Here is a 20,465-nt window from a genome sequence, read left to right as displayed (position 1 = left end):
TTGCGTCCTGGATGAACGCGGTGCCTATGCGTTTATCGCGAGCAAGCTCGCTCCCACAAAAAGCCCCATGGTGATTGCCCCGAGCACCAGCCGCTGCCTAGCAGCGGCTTTTGTATTTTCTGAAATAACGAAGTGGAGAGCCGCATGGTTCCCGTAATCGCCCTGGTGGGCCGACCGAACGTCGGCAAGTCCACCTTGTTCAACCGCCTGACCAGGACTCGCGACGCCATCGTCGGCGACTTGTCCGGTCTGACCCGTGATCGCCAGTACGGTGAGGCCAAGTGGCAAGGGCGTTCCTACATTCTGGTCGACACCGGCGGTATCTCCGGTGACGAGCACGGTATGGACGAAAAAATGGCCGAGCAGTCGCTGCTGGCCATTGAAGAAGCGGATGTCGTTCTGTTCCTGGTAGATGCCAAGGCCGGTTTCACCGCCGCCGACCAGATGATCGCCGAGCATTTGCGCAAACGTAACAAGCGCTCCTACGTGGTTGCCAACAAGGTCGACAACATCGACCCGGAAATGGCCCGCGCCGAATTCGCCCCGTTGGGCATGGGCCACGCGATCCCGATCGCCGGTGCCCATGGTCGTGGCATCACCCAGATGCTGGAAATCGCCCTCAGCGACTTCCCGAAAGACGATGACGAACTGGAAGAAGGCGAGGAAGAGATCGTTGCCGAAGGCGAGGAAGCCAAGCGCATTCCTGGCCCGAGCGAAAAAGACGGGATCAAGATCGCCATCATCGGTCGCCCGAACGTCGGCAAGTCGACCCTGGTCAACCGCATGCTCGGTGAAGACCGGGTAATCGTCTATGACGAGCCCGGCACCACCCGCGACAGTATCTACATCCCGTTCGAGCGTAACGACGAGAAGTACACGCTGATCGACACCGCCGGCGTGCGCAAGCGCGGCAAGATCCACGAAGAAGTCGAAAAATTCTCCGTGGTCAAAACCCTGCAGGCGATCAAAGACGCCAACGTGGTGATCTTCGTGATGGACGCCCGCGAAGGCGTGGTCGATCACGATCTCAACCTGCTGGGCTTCGCCATTGAGTCGGGTCGTGCGCTGGTGATCGCGATCAACAAGTGGGACGGCATGACGCCGAGCGAGCGCGACTTCGTGAAGGTCGAGCTGCAACGTCGACTGTTCTTCGTTGATTACGCCGACATTCACTTCATCTCGGCCCTGCACGGCACGGGCGTGGGCAACCTCTACGCCTCCGTACAGAACTCGTTCAAGTCTGCGGTCACCCGTTGGCCAACCAACCGCCTGACCACGATTCTGGAAGATGCGGTTGGTGAGCACGCGCCACCGATGGTCAACAACCGCCGGATCAAGCTGCGCTATGCCCACTTGGGTGGTGCGAACCCGCCGATCATCGTGATCCACGGTAACCAGATCGAAAAAGTGCCGAAGTCGTACGTCCGTTATCTGGAAAACACTTACCGTCGTGTCTTGAAGCTGGTCGGTACGCCGATCCGCATCGAGTTCAAGGGTGGCGAGAACCCGTACGAAGGCAACAAGAACTCGCTCACCGACCGTCAGGTCAACAAGAAGCGCCGCATGATGTCGCACCACAAGAAGGCCGACAAAAAGCGCCGCGACAAGAAATAGAAGCAGCTTTAAGCTGCAAGCTTCAAGCTAAAGCAATAAAGGGTCCTGTCAGGGACCCTTTTTTGTGTCTGATGGTTTGCTGCTTGACCACTTGCAGCTTGCAGCTTGAAACTTGCAGCTCACCTGCAAGGGGCTACCGATGATCACCAGCAAGCTGCCGAATGTCGGCATCACTATCTTCACGCAGATGTCTCAGCTCGCGGCGCAGACCGGAGCGTTGAACCTGTCCCAGGGTTTCCCCGATTTCGATGGCCCGCAGGCCCTGCGCGATGCAGTCGGCCGGCATATCGCCATTGGCCACAACCAGTATTCACCGATGACCGGCCTGCCGGTATTGCGCCAGCAGATTGCGGCGAAGATTGCCCGCAGCTATGGCGTCGAGGTCGATGCCGACGAGGAAGTGACGGTCACGCCCGGCGCGACTCAGGCGATTTTCTGTGCCATTCAGGCAGTTATCCACAGCGGCGACGAAGTGATCGTGTTCGATCCAGCCTACGACAGTTATGAGCCTTCGGTGGAGCTGGCCGGTGGTCGTTGCGTGCATGTACAGCTGGGCCTGAAGGACTTCTCCATCGACTTCCAGAAACTTGCCGAAGCCATCACACCGCGCACGCGGATGATCATTCTCAATACCCCGCACAACCCCAGCGGTGCACTGATCAGTCATGCCGAGCTGGATCGGCTGGCGACCTTGATCCGCGACCGTGACATCTATGTGGTCAGCGACGAAGTCTATGAACACCTGGTGTTCGACGGCGTGCCGCACGCCAGCGTGCTGGCCCATGAAGAGCTGTATCAGCGTGCATTCGTGGTCAGCTCCTTCGGCAAGACCTATCACGTCACCGGCTGGAAAACCGGCTATGTGGTCGCACCGCCAGCCCTCACCGCCGAACTGCGCAAGGTGCACCAGTACGTCAGTTTCTGCGGCGTGACGCCGTTGCAATACGCCTTGGCCGATTACATGGCCGAACACCCGGAACATGTGGACGAACTGCCGGGTTTCTATCAGGCCAAGCGTGATCTGTTCTGCGACCTGCTGACGCCATCGCGCTTCAGCTTCACCCGAGTGGTTGGCACTTACTTCCAGCTGGTCGATTATTCGCAGATCCGCCCGGACCTCAATGACGTCGAGATGGCGCTGTGGATGACCCGCGAGCACGGCGTGGCGAGCATCCCGATCTCGGTGTTCTACCAGACTCCACCGGTCGGCCAGCGCCTGGTGCGCCTGTGCTTCGCCAAACGCGAGGAGACCCTGCGTGAAGCAGCGGAAAAATTATGCGTGATCTGAGTGCACTGCCCAATCTGAACATTGCATTGATCCAGACAACCCTGGCCTGGCACGACCGCCAGGCCAACCTGGAGCATTTCGAGCAGTTGCTGGAACAGGCTCGCGGTGCCGACCTGATCATCCTGCCGGAAATGTTCACCACCGGTTTCTCCATGGACTCGGAAACATTGGCCGAGCCAGAAAACGGTCCGACCAGCAAATGGCTGCGGGTGCAGGCGGCGAAATTCGACGCGGTAATCACCGGCACCCTTATCGTCCAGGCCGCCGACGGCAGTCATCGCAATCGCCTGTTGTGGGCGCGGCCGGACGGGGAGGTGTTGCACTACGACAAGCGCCATCTGTTCCGCATGGCCGGCGAGCATAACCACTTCACCCCCGGCGAGCGCCAAGTGCAGTTCGAGCTCAAGGGGTGGCGCATCCGGCCGCTGATTTGCTACGACCTGCGGTTCCCGGTGTGGAGCCGCGACGCCCAGGACACCGACCTGCTGCTGTACACCGCCAACTGGCCGGGGGCGCGACGTCAGCACTGGAACCGGTTGCTGCCGGCACGGGCGATCGAGAACCTGTGCTATGTGGCGGCGGTGAATCGCGTAGGGACTGATGGCAAAGGTTTTGCGTATACCGGCGACAGTCAGGTGCTGGATTTCCAGGGTGAGACGTTGCTGAGTGCGGGGGAGGCGGATGGGGTGTTTCAGGTGGTGCTCAATGCGGCGGATCTGCAAGCCTACCGTACGCGGTTTCCGGCGAATCTGGATGCCGATACCTTTGAGTTCACCTGAAGCCTTCGTTGTCTGATCTGCCGTCATCGCGAGCAAGCTCGCTCCCACAGTGGATCTTGTGTGTACACAAGATCTGGGTTCACACCAATCAACTGTGGGAGCGAGCTTGCTCGCGATGAGGCCTTGACAGCCAATACAAACCCGCAGGCAAACAAAAAGGCCCCAAGGTTTTCACCAAGGGGCCTTTTGCATTTCAGTGACGGTGTTTACGCCGCTTTCGCTTCCGGCTGGCTCAACGAGCGGTTCAGCGCACTGAACAGCGCCTTGAAGCTGGCGGTAGTGATGTTCTCATCGATCCCCACACCATGCACCGCACGCTCACCGTTCACTCGCAGTTCAATGTAGGCCGCGGCCTTGGCATTGGTGCCCGCGCCGATGGCGTGTTCGTTGTAGTCCATGATTTCCACCGGGATCGGCAGGCCGGCCACCAGTGCTTCCAGGGCGCCATTGCCCTTGCCGCGCCAGTGCAGGTTGGTTTCGCCCTGGCCTTTGCTGGCCACTTCCACTTCGACGGCGCTGTTGCCGTTTTCCTCCTGCAGGCGATGGCTGACCAGCGCGTACGGGGTATTGGCTTGCAGGTATTCGCTGATCAACAGCGAGTGGATCTGCTTGGCGGTCATTTCCAGGCCCAGACGATCGGTTTCACGCTGCACGACCTGGCTGAACTCGATCTGCATGCGACGCGGCAGGCTGATGCCGTATTCCTGTTCCAGCAAGTAAGCGATGCCGCCCTTGCCCGACTGGCTGTTGACGCGGATCACCGCCTCGTAGCTGCGGCCGATGTCGGCCGGGTCGATCGGCAAGTATGGCACTTCCCACAGGGCGTCCGGTTTTTGCTGGGCGAAGCCCTTGCGGATCGCATCCTGGTGCGAACCGGAGAACGCGGTGTGCACCAGGTCGCCGACGTACGGATGACGCGGGTGCACCTGGATCTGGTTGCACTCTTCGACGACTTTGCGCACGCCGTCGATGTCGGAGAAGTCCAGCTCAGGGTGCACGCCCTGGGTGTAAAGGTTCAGGGCCACGGTCACCAGGTCGACGTTACCGGTGCGCTCGCCGTTGCCGAACAGGCAGCCTTCGACACGGTCGGCGCCGGCCATCAGGCCCAGCTCGGTGGCGGCAACGCCGGTGCCACGGTCGTTGTGGGTGTGCAGGCTGATGATCACGCTGTCACGACGGTTGATGTGACGGCCAAACCATTCGATCTGGTCGGCGTAGATGTTCGGGGTGGCGCATTCGACGGTAGCCGGCAGGTTGAGGATCATCTTGTGCTCGGGCGTCGGGTTCCAGACTTCGATCACCGCGTCGCACACTTCCTTGGCGAACTCCAGTTCAGTGGCGCTGAAGGTTTCCGGCGAGTACTCGAAAGTCCACTCGGTGTCCGGCTGCTGGGCGGCGTATTTGACGAACAGCTTGGCCGCGTCCACGGCAATGGCCTTGATCCCGTCCTTGTCCTGATTGAAGACAATCCGGCGGAAGGAAGGGGAGGTCGCGTTGTACAGGTGAACGATGGCTTTCTTCGCCCCGCGCAGGGATTCAAAGGTGCGCTCGATCAAGTCTTCTCGGCCTTGAGTCAGCACCTGGATGGTGGTGTCGTCCGGGATGTGGCCGCCTTCGATCAGGCTGCGCACGAAGTCGAAGTCGGTTTGCGAAGCGGCCGGGAACGAGGCTTCGATTTCTTTCACGCCCACTTGCACCAGGGTTTTCCAGAAACGCAGCTTCTTGGTCGCGTCCATCGGCTCGATCAGCGACTGGTTACCGTCACGCAAGTCGGAACTGCACCAGATCGGCGCCGCGGTGATGGTTTTCGACGGCCAGGTGCGGTCCGGGATGTCGATGGTCGGGAACGCGCGGTATTTCGAAGACGGGTCTTTGAGCATGCTCATCGGGAAATCCTTGTTGTGTGGGCCGAAAAGAGGCGGCCTGCCGGTGGATCAAAATGTTCTTGGGGAAAGCGTGGGGCGAGGCACCGCGATTCAGCCCGGCAGTCGTGCACTGACAAGGCACAGGCTGCGGTGCTGGCGACGCTGAATGAGGGTGTGAGAGGTTTTCATGTCTTCAACCCTAACCGCGGGAAGAAAGGATGGCAAGCAGTGGGAAAAAATTGAGAGGAATACTCGAAAAGGTGAGCTTATCAAGATTTTATTGCGGCAAATGATGCTGATCGTATTGATGTTTGCGCGAGGTTTGAGCGATGCGCAATTGAAAGTTTCAACCTTTTGTTCCAGTCGACGCAGCTATGCTTAAAGCCTGAATCAGGCGACTTGGAAAGCACGGGGTCGGCAATGAACGAATCGGATTGGAAGTTATATAGCGCGCTGCGTCCGGTGGCTCATGAGCGGATGTGCATCCGGATCATGGAAGAGGTCGAGCGTATGGTGCTGGATAAAAGCCTGACGCCTTATGAGCGTATCGAAGCCAGTGAGGAGAGGCTGAAGGCCGGTCAGCAGGAGCTGTATTGGGCGTTTGGGGTTTTCAGTCATTCACGCAGTGAAGCGCCGGCTCATTTGCTGGGGTTGTGTACGCATGAGCTGATCACCTCTGAGGAACTGGCTGGCTTCTCCGAGGAAACCCGGGCCTGGATCGAGGAGTGTCTGGCGCATAGGGAAATTCATGGGATCGAGGATCTGGAGGCGGAATAAACGGCGCTAATGAGGCCGCCTTCGCGAGCAAGCCCGCTCCCACAGTTGATCTTCTGTGAGCACAAATTTTGTGAACGCCAAAGATCAACTGTGGGAGCGGGCTTGCTCGCGAAGAGGCCAGCCGCTTCACTCAACATTCAGGGCTGAAACGCACCTATAAAGATCGCCGGATCCACCCGCGCATCATTCAGGCTGACATTCCAGTGCATATGCGGCCCGGTCGCCCGCCCGGTGGCCCCGACTTTCCCGACCACCCCACCGCGCGCCAACTGCTGCCCAACCTTCACATCAATCTTCGACATATGGCAGAACATGCTGATAAAGCCCTGCCCATGATCGACAAACACCGTGTTGCCATTGAAAAAGTAGTCGCCGACCAGAATCACCTTGCCCGCCGCCGGGGTCTTGATCGGCGTACCCGCCGGCACCGCGAAGTCCAGGCCCGCATGGGGATTGCGCTCTTCACCATTAAAAAAGCGGCGCACGCCAAACTTGCTCGACAACGGCCCGTTGACCGGTTTGTCCAGCAACAGGTTGCTCGGGGTGTTCGGGCTGAAACTGCGGTAGGCCTGGAGCTGTTCGGCCAGCTCGCCCTCGATGCGCTTGAGATTGTCCGGGTCCGGATTGACCTGCTGTTTGTTCTTCAGGGTGATGCGCTGTTCCGGGTATTTCTTGTTGCCAACGGTAAAACTCAGATTGCGATGACCGCTGCTGATTTGCTGCGTGCCCGGTTTGACCGTCAACGGCACGCCGACAATCGCCAGCCAATTGTTCTGTTCCTTGACCACTAATACCGGTTTGCCCTGATAGCTGGCCTTCGGCGCTTGGGCGGCGGAGCCCAGATCCACGACCGCCACGCCCCCCGGCACCGGTTTGTTCAACAGGCGGGTGATGTAGCTGTCGGCATGGGCGTTGAAGGTCAGGCACAGCAACAGCAGCGGAGCGAGAAAGCGCGGCATGGATCAATCCAGTAAAGAGAGGGTGACAGGCGTCAGGTGATTGTCTTCCACCCGGACTTGCAGTTCGCCTTCGCCCAATCTGGCTTTGAGGCGCTGGCCAGTGTGGGTTTGCGCAGCGTTGCGGATCGCGTTGCCGCGCTCGTCCAGCAGAATGCTATAGCCACGGCTGAGGGTCGCCAGCGGGCTGACCACATGCAGCGTCTGCATCTGGCTTTGCAGTTGCAAGCGGCGGCTTTTGAGGCCTTCGCGCATGGCCCGGGGCAGGCGCTCGGCAAAGCTGTCGAGGCGTTGGCGCAGCATCGCCAGCTGCCGACCGGGATGTTGCCCGGCCAGGCGGGTTTCCAGGCGGATCAGGCGTTCGCGACGGGTATTGAGGCTGCGTTCGAACGCGCGGCGCAGGCGCATGTCCAGGTCGTCCAGGCGCTGCGCTTGCTGACGCAGGCGTTCGCCAGGATGTCGCAGGCGGCGGGACATGCCTTCCAGGCGCAGCCGATCACGCATCAAGCGGTCGCGAATACGCATCACCAGCCGTCGATGCAGGCTCTCCACCCGACGCACCAGGTCGCTGGAGTCCGGCGCGAGCAGTTCGGCGGCAGCGGAAGGCGTCGGGGCGCGAACGTCGGCCACGAAGTCGCTGATCGACACGTCGGTTTCATGGCCGACGGCGCTGACAATCGGCGTCACACAAGCGTCCACGGCGCGGGCCACGGCTTCTTCGTTGAAACACCAGAGGTCTTCCAGCGAACCGCCGCCACGGGCCAGGATCAGTGCGTCAAAGCCACGGGCATCCGCCAGTTTCAGCGCGCGGACAATCTGCGCGGTGGCTTCGCGGCCTTGTACGGCGGTGGGGATCAATGTCAGTTGCACCTGCGGCGCGCGGCGGCGGAACACGCTGATGATGTCGCGGATCACTGCGCCAGTGGGTGAACTGATGATGCCGATGCGTTGCGGATGCGCCGGCAGCGGCACCTTGCGCTCGGCACTGAACAGGCCCTCGGCGCTGAGCTTTTCCTTCAGCGCATCGAAGGCCAGGCGCAGTGCGCCGTCGCCGGCCGGCTCCACGGTGTCGAGGATCAGCTGATAATCGCCACGGCCCTCGAACAGCGAGACCTTGCCGCGCACCTTGACCGCCAGGCCGTCCTTCAACGCCTGGCGCACCCGCGCCGCGTTCTGCCGGAACAGCGCGCAACGCACTTGGGCGCCGCTGTCCTTGAGGGTGAAATACACATGGCCGGACGCCGGGCGCGCGAGGTTGGAGATTTCGCCTTCGACCCAGATATTGCTGAACACGTCTTCGAGCAACACCCGCGCGCGGCCGTTGAGCTGGCTGACAGTCAGGACTTCCCGGTCCAGGCCGAGTCTTGCAAAGGGATCTTTAATCATGGGGCGCAGTTTAAAGGCATTCGGCGCTGAATCTCCATGAGTCAACGCAAATCCCTTTGTAGGAGCGAGCTTGCTCGCGAAGGTGTGTCAGTTGACACTGATCTGGCTGACACACCTTCGCGAGCAAGCTCGCTCCTACAAGGGATACAGTCAGGCGCTGAATTCAAGGAAGATCGGGAATGGACGTGTTTGAACTGTTGCACCAATGGCCCTTCGGCGCCACCGACTGGCTGGTGATCGGCCTCGGCATCGCCCTGGCCTATATCGTGTTCGGCATCGCCGGTTTTGGCACCGCACTGGTGGCGGGGCCGATACTGATCCTGTTCATGCCGCTGTCGAAGATCGTGCCGCTGCTGGTGCTGCTGGATTTCGTCGCGGCCTTTGGCAACCTGCTGCCCTCACGGCGGGATGTGGCCAGGCCCGAGTTGCTGCGTTTGTTGCCCTGCATGGCAGTGGGCTGCACCCTGGGGGTGATTTTCCTGCTGAACCTGCATTCCGATGTGCTGCTGCTGTTGATGGGGTTGTTTATCAGCGCCTATGCGATTTACAGCCTGTGGGTCAAAACCCGTCCGACGCAACTGTCTGTCGCCTGGGCGGTGCCGATGGGGACGGTGGGCGGGATGTTCGGGGCGTTGTTTGGCAGTGGCGGCTTTTTATATGCGATCTATTTGAACAGCCGGCTGCCCAAGGAGGCGGCGAGGGCGACGCAGAGCGCGCTGATCAGTTGCAGCACCGTGGTGCGTTTGAGCCTGTTTGCCGTCGCGGGTGTGTATGCCGAGCTACCCTTGTTGGTACTGGCGCTGTGTTTGTTGCCGGCCATGGCAGTGGGGCTGTGGATCGGTCGGCGGTTGACCATGAGGTTGTCCCGCGAGGCGTTCGTGCGGCTGGTGACCTGGTTGGTGCTTGCCAGCGGGATTGCCTTGATCGGGCGGTATTTGAGCACTTGACCGGATTTCGTCAGGGATTAAGCTGCCGGCCGCCCTGGCGCCTTCGCGGGCAAGCCCGCTCCCACAGGGATCTCAGGTGAGCACACCCGCGTGTACGACCGAGATCCTGTGGGAGCGGGCTTGCCCGCGAAGGCGTCAAACGACACACCGCAGAAACATCCATTTTATGCAGTAGGCTTGCACCATGAACTCTCAAAGCATCATCGTCCCGAAAATCTCCACGCTGCCGGTGCACGAACCCCGGGCCCGGGCGGTCGTGCGTTGGCTGGTGCGCAAGAACATCATCAAGGAAGAACTGACCACCTGCGGCCGCACCGGCAACCGCATGGCCCACGCCATCGCGGACGGCGCCCGCGCCGTGGTGCTGCATCCGCAAGCCCTGCCGTTCGGCGAGCCGATCAATGGCCTGGAGATCATCACCAAGCGCTGCATCTATACACCGGCCAAGGGCTTCCTCGAAGAAGCCGGCTGCGCCGAGTGCCGCAAGGAAGTCGGCGAAGCGTTGTTCGAAAGCCTGGAAGACTGGATGCCGGGGCGCACCGATAATTTCACCTGCCCCGAGTGCGGGCATGAAGACGACATCAACGGCTTCCTGTTCCTGCAGGAGTGCGGCTTTTCCAACCTGGGGTTCATTTTCAACAATTGGGCCGAGGCCGGGTTCAAGAAGAGCTTTATCGACGAGTTTGCCGATTGGCTGGATCAGCCGGTGAGTTGGGTTAAGGTCGAGTTGTAACGGAAACCGAAACCGAAGGCGAAACCGATGCCGATAGCGATACCGTAACCGTCGCCGTAACCGTAACCGAAACCGAAACCGAAACCGAAACCCGTAGGAGCGAGCGGTGCGGCGATCCGACTTGCCCGCGAAGCTTTTAGCGCCAGTGATGACGCCTTCGCGGGCAAGCCTCGCTCCTACGGGATTTGTATAACAAAATCCCCGTCGATCACCGTATTGATATTAGCCAGAGTTTTACATTGAACCCGAGGGGGTGTCTGACTATAATGGCGCGCTTCCATTTTCCCGCTCGGGAGCCCCCGCGATGCTGCGTATCAGCCAAGAAGCTCTGACATTCGACGACATTCTCCTAGTGCCCGGTTATTCCGAGGTGCTTCCTAACGAAGTCAGTCTCAAGACCCGCCTTACCCGTGGCATCGAGCTGAATATTCCTCTGGTTTCTGCCGCCATGGACACCGTTACTGAAGCCCGTCTGGCAATCGCCATGGCTCAGGAAGGTGGCATCGGCATCATCCACAAGAACATGACCATCGAGCAGCAAGCTGCCGAAGTGCGCAAGGTCAAGCGTTATGAAGCCGGCGTGGTCAAGGACCCGATCACCATCGAGGCTGACGCCACGGTGCGTGAACTGTTCGAACTGACCCGCCAGCACAACATCTCCGGCGTTCCGGTGCTGCACAATGGCGACCTGGTCGGCATCGTCACTTCCCGTGACGTGCGTTTCGAAAACCGTCTGGAAGCCACCGTCCGTGACGTGATGACGCCTAAAGAGCGCCTGGTCACGGTCAAGGAAGGCGCCGACAAGAACGACGTTCGCGAGTTGCTGCACAAGCACCGCATCGAACGCGTGCTGATCGTCGACGACAAATTCGCCCTCAAAGGCATGATGACCGTCAACGACATCGAAAAAGCCAAGGCTTACCCGCTGGCCAGCAAGGACGATCAAGGTCGTCTGCGCGTTGGTGCTGCAGTCGGTACCGGCAAAGACACCGGTGATCGCGTCGCTGCCCTGGTCAGCGCCGGTGTTGACGTGGTGGTGGTCGACACCGCTCACGGCCACTCCAAAGGCGTGATCGACCGCGTGCGCTGGGTCAAGCAGAACTTCCCTGAAGTGCAGGTCATCGGCGGCAACATCGCCACCGGCGCTGCCGCCAAGGCCCTGGCCGAAGCCGGCGCCGACGCAGTCAAGGTCGGTATCGGCCCGGGCTCGATCTGCACCACCCGTATCGTCGCCGGTGTCGGCGTCCCGCAAATCAGTGCCATTGCCAACGTTGCCGCTGCCCTTGAAGGCACGGGCGTGCCGTTGATCGCCGACGGCGGCATCCGTTTCTCCGGTGACCTGTCCAAGGCCATCGTGGCCGGTGCTTCCTGCGTGATGATGGGCTCGATGTTCGCCGGTACCGAAGAAGCGCCAGGTGAAATCGAACTGTTCCAGGGTCGTTCGTACAAGGCTTATCGCGGCATGGGTTCGCTGGGCGCCATGTCCCAGGCCCAGGGTTCCTCCGACCGTTACTTCCAGGACTCCTCCGCGGGTGCCGAGAAGCTGGTTCCGGAAGGCATCGAAGGGCGTGTTCCGTACAAGGGCAGCCTGAGTGCGATCATCCATCAGCTGATGGGCGGCCTGCGTTCCTCGATGGGTTACACCGGCAGCGCCGACATCGAAGAAATGCGCACCAAGCCTGAGTTCGTGCGGATCACCGGTGCCGGCATGGCCGAGTCCCACGTCCACGACGTACAGATCACCAAGGAAGCGCCAAACTACCGCGTAGGTTGAGGCTTCAAGCAAATCATCAAGCAACCGGGGCTGTTCTATTCAGCCCCGAGTTGTTTCTGAATCACGACTGTTTCTGAATTTCTAGACGAGACTGAATCATGGCCCTCGACATTCACGCCCACCGCATCCTGATCCTCGACTTCGGTTCCCAGTACACCCAGCTGATCGCTCGCCGCGTGCGTGAAATCGGCGTGTACTGCGAACTGCATCCGTTCGATATGGATGACGAAGCGATTCGCGAATTCGCTCCCAAAGGCGTCATTCTCGCCGGCGGCCCCGAGTCCGTGCACGTCGCCGACAGCCCGCGCTGCCCGCAAGCGGTGTTTGACCTGGGCGTACCGGTCTTCGGTATCTGCTACGGCATGCAGACCATGGCTGAACAGCTGGGTGGCAAGGTCGAAGGTTCCGAATTGCGTGAGTTCGGTTACGCCCGTGTCGACGTGGTCGGCAAGAGCCGCCTGCTCGACGGCATCGAAGACCACATCGACGCCGACGGCCTGTTCGGCCTCGACGTGTGGATGAGTCACGGTGACAAGGTCACCAAGATGCCGGAAGACTTCCACATCCTGGCCAGCACCCCGAGCTGCCCGATTGCCGGCATGTTCAACGATGCCCGCGGCTATTACGGCGTGCAGTTCCACCCGGAAGTGACCCACACCAAGCAGGGCGGTCGCATCCTGTCGCGCTTCATCCTCGATATCTGCGGCTGTGAAGCGCTGTGGACGCCGTCGAAGATCGCTGAAGACGCCATCGCCAATATTCGCGCCCAAGTGGGCACCGACAACGTCTTGCTCGGCCTGTCCGGTGGCGTTGACTCCTCGGTGGTCGCCGCACTGCTGCACAAAGCCATCGGCGACCAGTTGACCTGCGTCTTTGTCGACAACGGCCTGCTGCGACTGCACGAAGGCGAGCAAGTGATGGCCATGTTCGCCGAGAACATGGGCGTCAAGGTGATCCGTGCCAACGCCGAAGACCAGTTCCTGAACAACCTGGCCGGCGAGTCCGACCCGGAGAAGAAGCGCAAGATCATCGGCCGTACCTTCATCGACGTGTTCGATGCCCAGTCCAACAAACTGGACAACATCAAGTACCTCGCCCAGGGCACCATCTACCCGGACGTGATCGAGTCGGCTGGCGCCAAAAGCGGCAAGGCCCACGTGATCAAGTCGCACCACAACGTGGGTGGCCTGCCGGAAGAAATGAACCTCAAGCTGGTTGAACCCCTGCGCGAGCTGTTCAAGGACGAAGTCCGTCGTCTGGGCCTGGAACTCGGCCTGCCGTACGACATGGTCTACCGTCACCCGTTCCCAGGCCCGGGCTTGGGCGTGCGGATCCTCGGTGAAGTGAAAAAGGAATACGCCGACCTGTTGCGTCGCGCCGACCACATCTTCATCGAAGAACTGCGCAAGGCCGACTGGTACCACAAGGTCAGCCAGGCCTTCGTGGTGTTCCAGCCGGTGAAATCGGTTGGCGTGGTCGGCGACGGCCGTCGTTACGCCTGGGTCGTGGCCCTGCGTGCCGTGGAAACCATCGACTTCATGACCGCGCGTTGGGCACACCTGCCTTACGAACTGCTGGAAACTGTTTCCGGCCGGATCATCAATGAAATCGAAGGCATCTCCCGCGTCACTTATGACGTGTCGAGCAAGCCGCCAGCGACCATTGAGTGGGAGTGATCCCGCGCTGACGCCCTGGCAAACAGGTCGTTAACCGACACACAAAACCCCGGCTCAGGCCGGGGTTTTGTTTTGTCGGTCAGGCAAAAATCAGGCACTAGACTCGGTTATGTGTAAGCAGAAAATACCTTGGCAATGCCCTGAAAGACATGCGTCATCCCTATTCGCAGCCTCGTCTGTACTCTCTTCGGGACAATCTTCCTGGCCTGTCCGGACTGCCGTTGCCGTCCGAGGAAGGCAGGTGGATTTTTTGTTCAAGGTTGTCAGTTGACAACCATTGAAATACTGCGGAGACTGGAGGCTATGGATGGCTCGTGCATCTCACCCGAAAAAAGAAATCGAAATGGCCCTGCGTCACGCCGAAGAACGAGGCTGGCGGATAGAAGTTGGCGGCAGTCACGCCTGGGGAAAGATCTACTGCCCTTTCAGGCATGACCTTTGTCGCTGTGGCGAATTCTGTATCACCAGTGTGTGCAGCACGCCGAGGAATCCTTTCAACCACGCGAGGGCACTACGGCGAGTGGTCGATAACTGTACGACGCAGCAGGTGATTGACGGGAAGTCGGCACCTCGGCTCAAGGAGTAATTCAATGGACTACATTTTCACCCTCAAATATCAACTCGCCCAGGGCGATAGCGATCCTGACGTATTGGTCGAACGCCTATACACCGAAGGATGCGATGACGCGTTGGTCGGTGTCGGTTTACCCGGCCGACTGGCGTTGGAGTTTACCCGCGAGGCCGCGACTGCCGAGGCGGCGCTGTTGAGCGCGCTGATGGACATCAAGCGCATCATTCCTGACGCGCGTCTGGTGGAGGTAGCGCCGGACTTCGTCGGTCTGACGGACATTGCCGACATCGTCGGCGTTTCGCGACAGAACATGCGCAAACTGATGCTCACTCACGGCAGCAGCTTCCCGTTGGCCGTGCATGAGGGCAAGGCCTCGGTCTGGCACCTGGCTGAGGTACTGAGCTGGCTGGATGCCAAGGGCGGCTACAACCTTGAGCAACCGGTCATCGAGGTCGCCCGTATCGCGCAAAGCGTCAATCTCGTCAAGGAATCGCGCCGGGTCGTCGCCCTGGGCGCCGAGTGGCAGGCCCTGGTTTGAGGTCACCCTCTCAGCGCCGTGCCACATCCGAAAAGTAGAACTTGTCCAGGGTATGCCGCGATTCGGTGTACTCGAACTGCCTGCCATCCTGCAAAAACGTCTGGTTGCTGACCACGATCACATGACTCTGGCCATCCAGGTCCAGGTGTTGCTGGTCATCCTTGCTCCGCGGCACCGCTTCGATGGTGCGCTGGGCATAGGCGATTTGCAGTTGCAGGGTCTGCTCGATGAAGGCGTAGATCGAGTGCTCGGCGATGTCGCGGGACAGGCCGGGGATCACGTCGCTGACGAAATGGTTGATGTCGAGGATCACCCGTTTGCCGTCGATCCGCCGCACGCGTTTGATCCGGGTGATCAGGCTGCCTTCTTCAGCCTGGATGTGTTCCAGCAGAGTACCTTCAAGAGGGAACTGCGTGAATTCCACCACCTCGGTACTGACGTCGTTGCCCAGCCGCGGGTAGGTCTCCTGGAAGCTGACGATGCCCCCGAGCTGAAATTCGATCGGGTTGGTCGACAGCACGAAGGTGCCTTTGCCGTGGACCTTCTGGGCGAAACCGCGCTCCTGAAGTTGTTCGATGGCCTTGCGCACGGTGCCGCGACTGGCCTGGTAGCTGTCCATCAATTCGGTTTCGGAAGGCAAGCGGGCGCCGCGTTCCAGGCGTTCGGTGGTGATACTGGCAAGCAGATCGCTGTAGATCTGGTTGTATTTACTCATGGGGATGGCTCTGTGCCGCAATGCTCAAGGGTTTGAACCTTAAGGGTAGGGTAGGGAATTGTCCATGCGGGTTTGGATTTCATCCCTTTCGGGCGTAGGAAATTTCATGGTCTGTAGGCTTGGGGGATTTTAAACAAATTGAAACTCGTCTGTACGAGTTGTTGCTTTAACTCGTACAGACGAGTACTTTTCATCTCGGCGTGCTGCCAATAACAAAAAACTACAGCGGAAGATCAAGCATGAGCCACGACTATCCGAACATCGTCACCGAGCTGCTGCACAGCCTCGGTGGCAGCGACAACCTCGAGCAGGCCGCGCACTGTGTCACACGGCTGCGCCTGGCCCTCAAGGACCCGAGCCTGGTCAACAGCGCCACGCTGAACCGGATTGACCTGGTCAAGGGGTCGTTCTTTACCGGGGGGCTGTTCCAGGTGGTCATCGGTCCCGGCGAGGTGGAAAAGGTCTACGCCGAATTGCGCCGTCAAACTGGTCTCGCAGCCTCGACCATCGCCGACGTCAAACAGAAAAGCGCCGACAAGATCAACGCCATGCAACGGTTGGTTCGGGTGTTTTCCGATGTGTTCATGCCGATCCTGCCGGCGCTGATCATTGCCGGCCTGCTGATGGGCATCAACAACCTGATCGGCGCCAGGGGCATGTTCATCGAGGGTCAGACCCTGCTGGACGCCTACCCGAAACTTGACGGGCTATGGAGCCTGATCAACCTGATGGCCAACACCTCGTTCGTGTTCCTGCCGGCGCTGGTGGGCTGGTCGGCGGCGAAGCGGTTTGGCGGCAGCGAAATCCTCGGCATCGTGCTCGGCCTGATGCTGGTGCATCCAGACCTGCTCAACGCCTGGAACTACGGCAAGGCGGTGGCCGGGCTGGAAGGGCAGAGCCTGCCGTACTTCGACATCCTCGGATTGTTCCAGATCGAGAAGGTCGGCTATCAGGGGCAGATCCTGCCGATCCTGCTGGCCGCCTACGTCATGAGCGTCATCGAGAAATGGCTGCGGGCGCGGGTGCCGAACGCGGTGCAATTGCTGGTGGTGCCGATCACCACCATCGTCGTCACCGGTGTGCTGGCGCTGGCTGTTATCGGCCCGGTGACGCGACACCTGGGCATCCTCATCACCGAAGGGGTGGTCATGCTGTTCGACCTGGCGCCGATGGTTGGTGGCGCGATCTTCGGTCTGCTCTATGCGCCGCTGGTGATCACCGGCATGCATCACATGTTTCTCGCGGTCGACTTGCAGCTGATCTCCACCCAGGGCGGCACGTTCATCTGGCCGATGATCGTCATGTCCAACCTCGCCCAGGGCAGCGCGGCACTGGCGGTGTTCTACATGACCCGTAATGTGCGGGACAAGAGCATGGCCTCGACCTCGGCGATTTCCGCTTACTTCGGCATTACCGAACCGGCCATGTTCGGGGTCAACCTGCGCTACAAGTTCCCGTTTTATGCCGCGCTGATCGGCTCGGCCCTGGGAAGCATCTTCCTGTCGCTGAACAAGGTCCAGGCCTCGGCGATCGGCGTTGGCGGGTTACCGGGTTTCATCTCGATCATTCCGCAGTTCATTCCGGTGTTCGTGATCGGGATGGTGATTGCCATGGTCGTACCGTTTGTTTTGACCTGTGGGTTGAGCATGAAGATTGTCCGACCTGGCTATCGCGTCGCCTGATAGATCGCAATCGTCGGATCGCCGCCCGGAGCAAGCTCGCTCCCACATGGGAATGCGATCACCTGTGGGAGCGAGCCTGCTCGCGAAGAGGCCCCAAGGCCGATACAAAACTTACTGAAGGAATAGCCCCATGCAAGACTGGCAACGTTCGGTGATCTACCAGATCTACCCGAAAAGCTTCCACAGCCACGCCGGCAACCCCACGGGTGATTTGCTCGGTGTCGTGGCCAAGCTCGACTACCTGCGCTGGCTGGGCGTCGATTGCCTGTGGATCACCCCGTTCCTGCGTTCGCCCCAGCGCGACAACGGTTACGACATCAGTGATTACTACGCCATCGATCCGAGCTACGGGACCATGGCCGACTGCGAGTTGCTGATCGCCGAGGCCGGCAAGCGCGGGATCAAGCTGATGCTCGATATCGTGGTCAACCACACCTCCATCGAACACAGCTGGTTCCAGCAGGCCCGCAGCAGCCTCGACAACCCGTACCGTGACTTCTATATCTGGCGCGACCAGCCGAACAACTGGGAATCCAAGTTCGGCGGTTCGGCCTGGGAGTACGAGGCCCAGACCGGTCAGTACTTCCTGCACCTATTCGATCACACCCAGGCCGACCTGAACTGGGACAACCCCCAGGTGCGCGCCGAAGTCTTCAAGATGATGCGTTTCTGGCGGGACAAGGGCGTCGGCGGATTCCGCCTGGACGTGATCAACCTGATCTCGAAACCGGCGGACTTCCCCGACGACGACAGCGATGGTCGACGCTTCTATACCGACGGCCCGAACGTCCATGAATACCTGCAGCAAATGCACCGCGAAGTGTTCGAGGGCCATGACCTGATCAACGTCGGCGAGATGTCGTCCACCAGCCTGGAACACTGCATTCGTTACTCGCGGCCGGAGTCGAAAGAACTGTCGATGACCTTCAACTTTCATCACCTGAAGGTCGATTACCCGAACCTGCAGAAGTGGATTCGCGCCGACTACGACTTCCTCGAACTCAAGCGCATCCTCTCTGACTGGCAGACCGGCATGCAGGCCGGCGGTGGCTGGAATGCGCTGTTCTGGTGTAACCACGACCAGCCACGGGTGGTCTCGCGTTTTGGCCATGACGGCGAATATCGGGTGATGTCGGCGAAGATGCTCGGCACCGCGCTGCATTTCCTCCAGGGCACGCCATTCGTGTACCAGGGCGAAGAGCTGGGCATGACCAATCCGGGCTTCGATCACATCGATCAGTACCGTGATGTCGAGACGCTGAATATCTTCCGGCTCAAGCGTGAGGCGGGTGCCAGTGACGCCGACAACATGGCGGCGATCATGCAGAAGTCCCGGGACAACGGCCGTACGCCGATGCACTGGAACGCCGAGCCGAACGCAGGCTTCAGTGCGGCCGAGCCCTGGATCGGCGTGCCGGCCAACTCGGCACAGATCAACGTCGCCAGCCAACTCGATGACCCCGATTCCGTGCTGCATCACTACCGTCGGCTGATCGCCTTGCGTCGCACCGAAGCGCTGATATCCGATGGCATCTACCGGCAATTGTTACCGGAACATCCGCAACTTTGGGTGTATCTGCGTGAAGGCCAGGGCGAGCGTTTACTGGTGCTGAACAACTTCTACGGCACGTCCTGCGAAGTCCTGCTGCCGGATGAAGTGATCAGCGAGGCGATGGCCCAGCGTCTGGTCATCAGCAACTACCCGGACTGTCCGCCGCGAAACCGGCAGGTCTCTTTGCGGCCTTATGAGTCGCTGGTTTTACACCTGACCGACTGACCGACCGCTAAAAAAACACCGGTTTTAAAAAACACGCAGAACGCTGCGCGGGGGATTTTTGCGCGCCGTTTTTGTGGCTGCACACAATAAAAATAATGGGGTGGCTCTTGAAAACAATAATAAATCGCAGTCTTGCGCTGGCGTGCGTATGCCTGGCATTGCCTCTTTCAGCCCAGGCGCTGGAGTTCGGCGGTTACTTGCGCAGCGGCGTTGGTACTTCGGTTAACAGCAGTTCCCAATCGTGTTTCCAGTTGCCGGGTGCACAAACGAAATATCGATTGGGTAACGAATGTGAGCAATATGGAGAATTGGAGTTGCGTCAGGATCTGTTCACCCTGGACGACGGGTCGGTGCTCAGCGTCGACGGCATGGCCTCGCTGTATAACAAGTACGATCGCCGCCTGACATTCAAGGGCGATAACGGTTCGGTGCGCCTGCCGCAGCTGTACGCGCAATGGTCGAATCTGCCCAGCCTGAACGGCGGTTCGCTATGGGCCGGTCGGCGTTATTACAAGCGGAACGATATTCATATTTCCGACTTCTACTACTGGAACCAGAGCGCCACCGGCGGCGGGATCGAGGACGTGTTGATCGGCGACCTGAAATACAGTTACGCCTTCTCGCGCAAAGACAACCTGTACCAGAAGGACTACATCAACCGTCACGATTTCAATGTCGCCGGCTTCGACACCAACCCCGGCGGTGAACTGGAGTTCGGCCTGAGCTACATCGACAAACCCGACAGTCGCGACGCACACCGTGGCTGGGCCATCGCCACCCAGCATGTGCAGCAAGGTTTTCTGGGCGGCAAGAACAAACTGGCCTTCCAGTACGGCGAAGGCCCCGGCACCGGGTTGGGCTATACCGGTAACGTACAGCTCGATGACAGCAACAAAAGCTACCGGGTCGTGGAGTTCTTCGACTGGCAAGTGACGCCGCGGTTTGGCGGCCAGGTCCAGGCCGTTTACCAGAAAGATGTGCGTCCGGATGGCAGGGATCAGAACTGGATGTCCGTGGGTGTTCGTCCGGCCTACGCGCTCACCGAGCAGTTCAAACTGGTCACCGAGTTGGGACACGATCAGGTGGACGCCATGGGCGGCACGCGCAAGCTGAGCAAGTTCACCTTCGCCCCGACCTGGTCGCCCAAGGGGCCGGAATTCTGGGCGCGGCCCGAAGTGCGGCTGTATTACACCTATGCCAGCTGGAACCAGGCGGCCAAACGGGCAGCCAATGAGCTGGCGAAGGGGTCGGCCTTGTCGGACACCGGCGCCTTTGGCACGGCGCGACACGGTGCGAATGTGGGATTGCAGGTCGAATACTGGTGGAACTGAAGGCCGCCTACCCGCAACCGCCAGTCTTTTATAAAGAACAAACAGCAGGTGACGTC

The 20,465-nt window shown here is 60.0% G+C and carries 19 protein-coding genes; 14 read left to right on the top strand and 5 right to left on the bottom strand.

What is annotated here, in order from left to right:
- Nucleotides 1-144: 144 nt before the first annotated feature.
- From der to PMA3_RS24185, 3 genes are all read left to right on the top strand, one after another.
- Nucleotides 145-1,614, top strand: coding sequence for a ribosome biogenesis GTPase Der (der, locus tag PMA3_RS24195; RefSeq protein ID WP_059403392.1), 1,470 nt, complete (start codon nucleotides 145-147; stop codon nucleotides 1,612-1,614).
- A 139-nt stretch (nucleotides 1,615-1,753) separates the two neighbouring features.
- Nucleotides 1,754-2,902, top strand: coding sequence for a pyridoxal phosphate-dependent aminotransferase (locus PMA3_RS24190; protein WP_064679556.1), 1,149 nt, complete (start codon nucleotides 1,754-1,756; stop codon nucleotides 2,900-2,902).
- Entirely contained in the window at nucleotides 2,890-3,681 is a 792-nt protein-coding gene (locus PMA3_RS24185) for an amidohydrolase (protein WP_064679555.1), read from the top strand. Before PMA3_RS24190 ends, PMA3_RS24185 begins: the two co-directional genes overlap by 13 nt.
- Before the next feature lie 206 nt (nucleotides 3,682-3,887).
- Here PMA3_RS24185 and leuA read toward each other — a convergent pair whose 3' ends face one another.
- Nucleotides 3,888-5,567, bottom strand: a complete 1,680-nt coding sequence (gene leuA, locus PMA3_RS24180; protein WP_064679554.1) for a 2-isopropylmalate synthase — start codon at nucleotides 5,565-5,567, stop codon at nucleotides 3,888-3,890.
- Between the two features lie 166 nt (nucleotides 5,568-5,733).
- On the opposite strand from leuA, the gene PMA3_RS31110 reads away from it, so the two are divergent.
- Nucleotides 5,734-5,928 (top strand): hypothetical protein, encoded by a 195-nt coding sequence (locus tag PMA3_RS31110; protein WP_082930409.1) that lies wholly within the window; start codon nucleotides 5,734-5,736, stop codon nucleotides 5,926-5,928.
- Nucleotides 5,929-5,966: 38 nt separating this feature from the next.
- Nucleotides 5,967-6,323: a hypothetical protein gene (locus tag PMA3_RS24175; RefSeq protein ID WP_064679553.1), complete on the top strand. Its 357-nt coding sequence runs from the start codon at nucleotides 5,967-5,969 to the stop codon at nucleotides 6,321-6,323.
- Nucleotides 6,324-6,460: 137 nt separating this feature from the next.
- On the opposite strand, the gene PMA3_RS24170 is transcribed toward PMA3_RS24175, so the two are convergent.
- Together PMA3_RS24170 and xseA are read right to left on the bottom strand one after the other, a co-directional pair.
- Nucleotides 6,461-7,282 (bottom strand): peptidoglycan DD-metalloendopeptidase family protein, encoded by an 822-nt coding sequence (locus tag PMA3_RS24170; protein ID WP_064679552.1) that lies wholly within the window; start codon nucleotides 7,280-7,282, stop codon nucleotides 6,461-6,463.
- Nucleotides 7,283-7,285: 3 nt separating this feature from the next.
- Nucleotides 7,286-8,665, bottom strand: coding sequence for an exodeoxyribonuclease VII large subunit (gene xseA, locus PMA3_RS24165; RefSeq protein WP_064679551.1), 1,380 nt, complete (start codon nucleotides 8,663-8,665; stop codon nucleotides 7,286-7,288).
- A gap of 179 nt (nucleotides 8,666-8,844) precedes the next feature.
- Between xseA and PMA3_RS24160 the strand changes: the two genes are divergently transcribed.
- The gene (locus PMA3_RS24160; protein ID WP_064679550.1) at nucleotides 8,845-9,612 is read left to right on the top strand and encodes a sulfite exporter TauE/SafE family protein; all 768 of its coding nucleotides are present in this window, start codon (nucleotides 8,845-8,847) and stop codon (nucleotides 9,610-9,612) included.
- Nucleotides 9,613-9,796: 184 nt separating this feature from the next.
- A complete protein-coding gene (locus PMA3_RS24155; RefSeq protein ID WP_064679549.1) occupies nucleotides 9,797-10,345 on the top strand; it encodes a hypothetical protein in 549 nt (182 codons plus the stop codon).
- On the opposite strand, the gene PMA3_RS24150 is transcribed toward PMA3_RS24155, so the two are convergent.
- Nucleotides 10,312-10,512 carry a hypothetical protein gene (locus PMA3_RS24150; RefSeq protein ID WP_064679548.1) on the bottom strand — a complete coding sequence of 67 codons (201 nt, stop codon included), beginning with the start codon at nucleotides 10,510-10,512 and terminating at the stop codon, nucleotides 10,312-10,314. The two genes, PMA3_RS24155 and PMA3_RS24150, sit on opposite strands and share 34 nt — an antisense overlap.
- 137 nt (nucleotides 10,513-10,649) lie before the next feature.
- Between PMA3_RS24150 and guaB the strand changes: the two genes are divergently transcribed.
- From guaB to PMA3_RS24135, 4 genes are all read left to right on the top strand, one after another.
- Nucleotides 10,650-12,119 carry an IMP dehydrogenase gene (gene guaB, locus PMA3_RS24145; protein ID WP_064679547.1) on the top strand — a complete coding sequence of 490 codons (1,470 nt, stop codon included), beginning with the start codon at nucleotides 10,650-10,652 and terminating at the stop codon, nucleotides 12,117-12,119.
- Between the two features lie 98 nt (nucleotides 12,120-12,217).
- Nucleotides 12,218-13,795 carry a glutamine-hydrolyzing GMP synthase gene (guaA, locus tag PMA3_RS24140; RefSeq protein ID WP_064679546.1) on the top strand — a complete coding sequence of 526 codons (1,578 nt, stop codon included), beginning with the start codon at nucleotides 12,218-12,220 and terminating at the stop codon, nucleotides 13,793-13,795.
- 307 nt (nucleotides 13,796-14,102) lie between these two features.
- The gene (locus PMA3_RS33275; RefSeq protein WP_082930408.1) at nucleotides 14,103-14,381 is read left to right on the top strand and encodes a hypothetical protein; all 279 of its coding nucleotides are present in this window, start codon (nucleotides 14,103-14,105) and stop codon (nucleotides 14,379-14,381) included.
- A gap of 4 nt (nucleotides 14,382-14,385) precedes the next feature.
- Nucleotides 14,386-14,904, top strand: a complete 519-nt coding sequence (locus PMA3_RS24135; protein ID WP_064679545.1) for a helix-turn-helix transcriptional regulator — start codon at nucleotides 14,386-14,388, stop codon at nucleotides 14,902-14,904.
- A gap of 10 nt (nucleotides 14,905-14,914) precedes the next feature.
- On the opposite strand, the gene treR is transcribed toward PMA3_RS24135, so the two are convergent.
- Nucleotides 14,915-15,619 carry a trehalose operon repressor gene (gene treR, locus PMA3_RS24130; RefSeq protein WP_064679544.1) on the bottom strand — a complete coding sequence of 235 codons (705 nt, stop codon included), beginning with the start codon at nucleotides 15,617-15,619 and terminating at the stop codon, nucleotides 14,915-14,917.
- Nucleotides 15,620-15,858: 239 nt separating this feature from the next.
- Here treR and treP point away from each other — a divergent pair, with 239 nt between their 5' ends.
- The 3 genes from treP (at nucleotide 15,859) to PMA3_RS24115 (ending at nucleotide 20,409) form a co-directional block, all read left to right on the top strand.
- Complete coding sequence (gene treP / locus PMA3_RS24125; RefSeq protein WP_064679543.1) at nucleotides 15,859-17,301, top strand: PTS system trehalose-specific EIIBC component; 1,443 nt, start codon at nucleotides 15,859-15,861, stop codon at nucleotides 17,299-17,301.
- 130 nt (nucleotides 17,302-17,431) lie between these two features.
- The gene (gene treC, locus PMA3_RS24120) at nucleotides 17,432-19,078 is read left to right on the top strand and encodes an alpha,alpha-phosphotrehalase (RefSeq protein WP_064679542.1); all 1,647 of its coding nucleotides are present in this window, start codon (nucleotides 17,432-17,434) and stop codon (nucleotides 19,076-19,078) included.
- A 107-nt stretch (nucleotides 19,079-19,185) separates the two neighbouring features.
- Entirely contained in the window at nucleotides 19,186-20,409 is a 1,224-nt protein-coding gene (locus PMA3_RS24115) for a maltoporin (protein WP_064680796.1), read from the top strand.
- Nucleotides 20,410-20,465: the final 56 nt, after the last annotated feature.

It is taken from the genome of Pseudomonas silesiensis (assembly GCF_001661075.1).
In the GTDB taxonomy this organism is placed as follows: domain Bacteria; phylum Pseudomonadota; class Gammaproteobacteria; order Pseudomonadales; family Pseudomonadaceae; genus Aquipseudomonas; species Aquipseudomonas silesiensis.
This window is presented reverse-complemented; position numbering and strand designations above follow the sequence as displayed.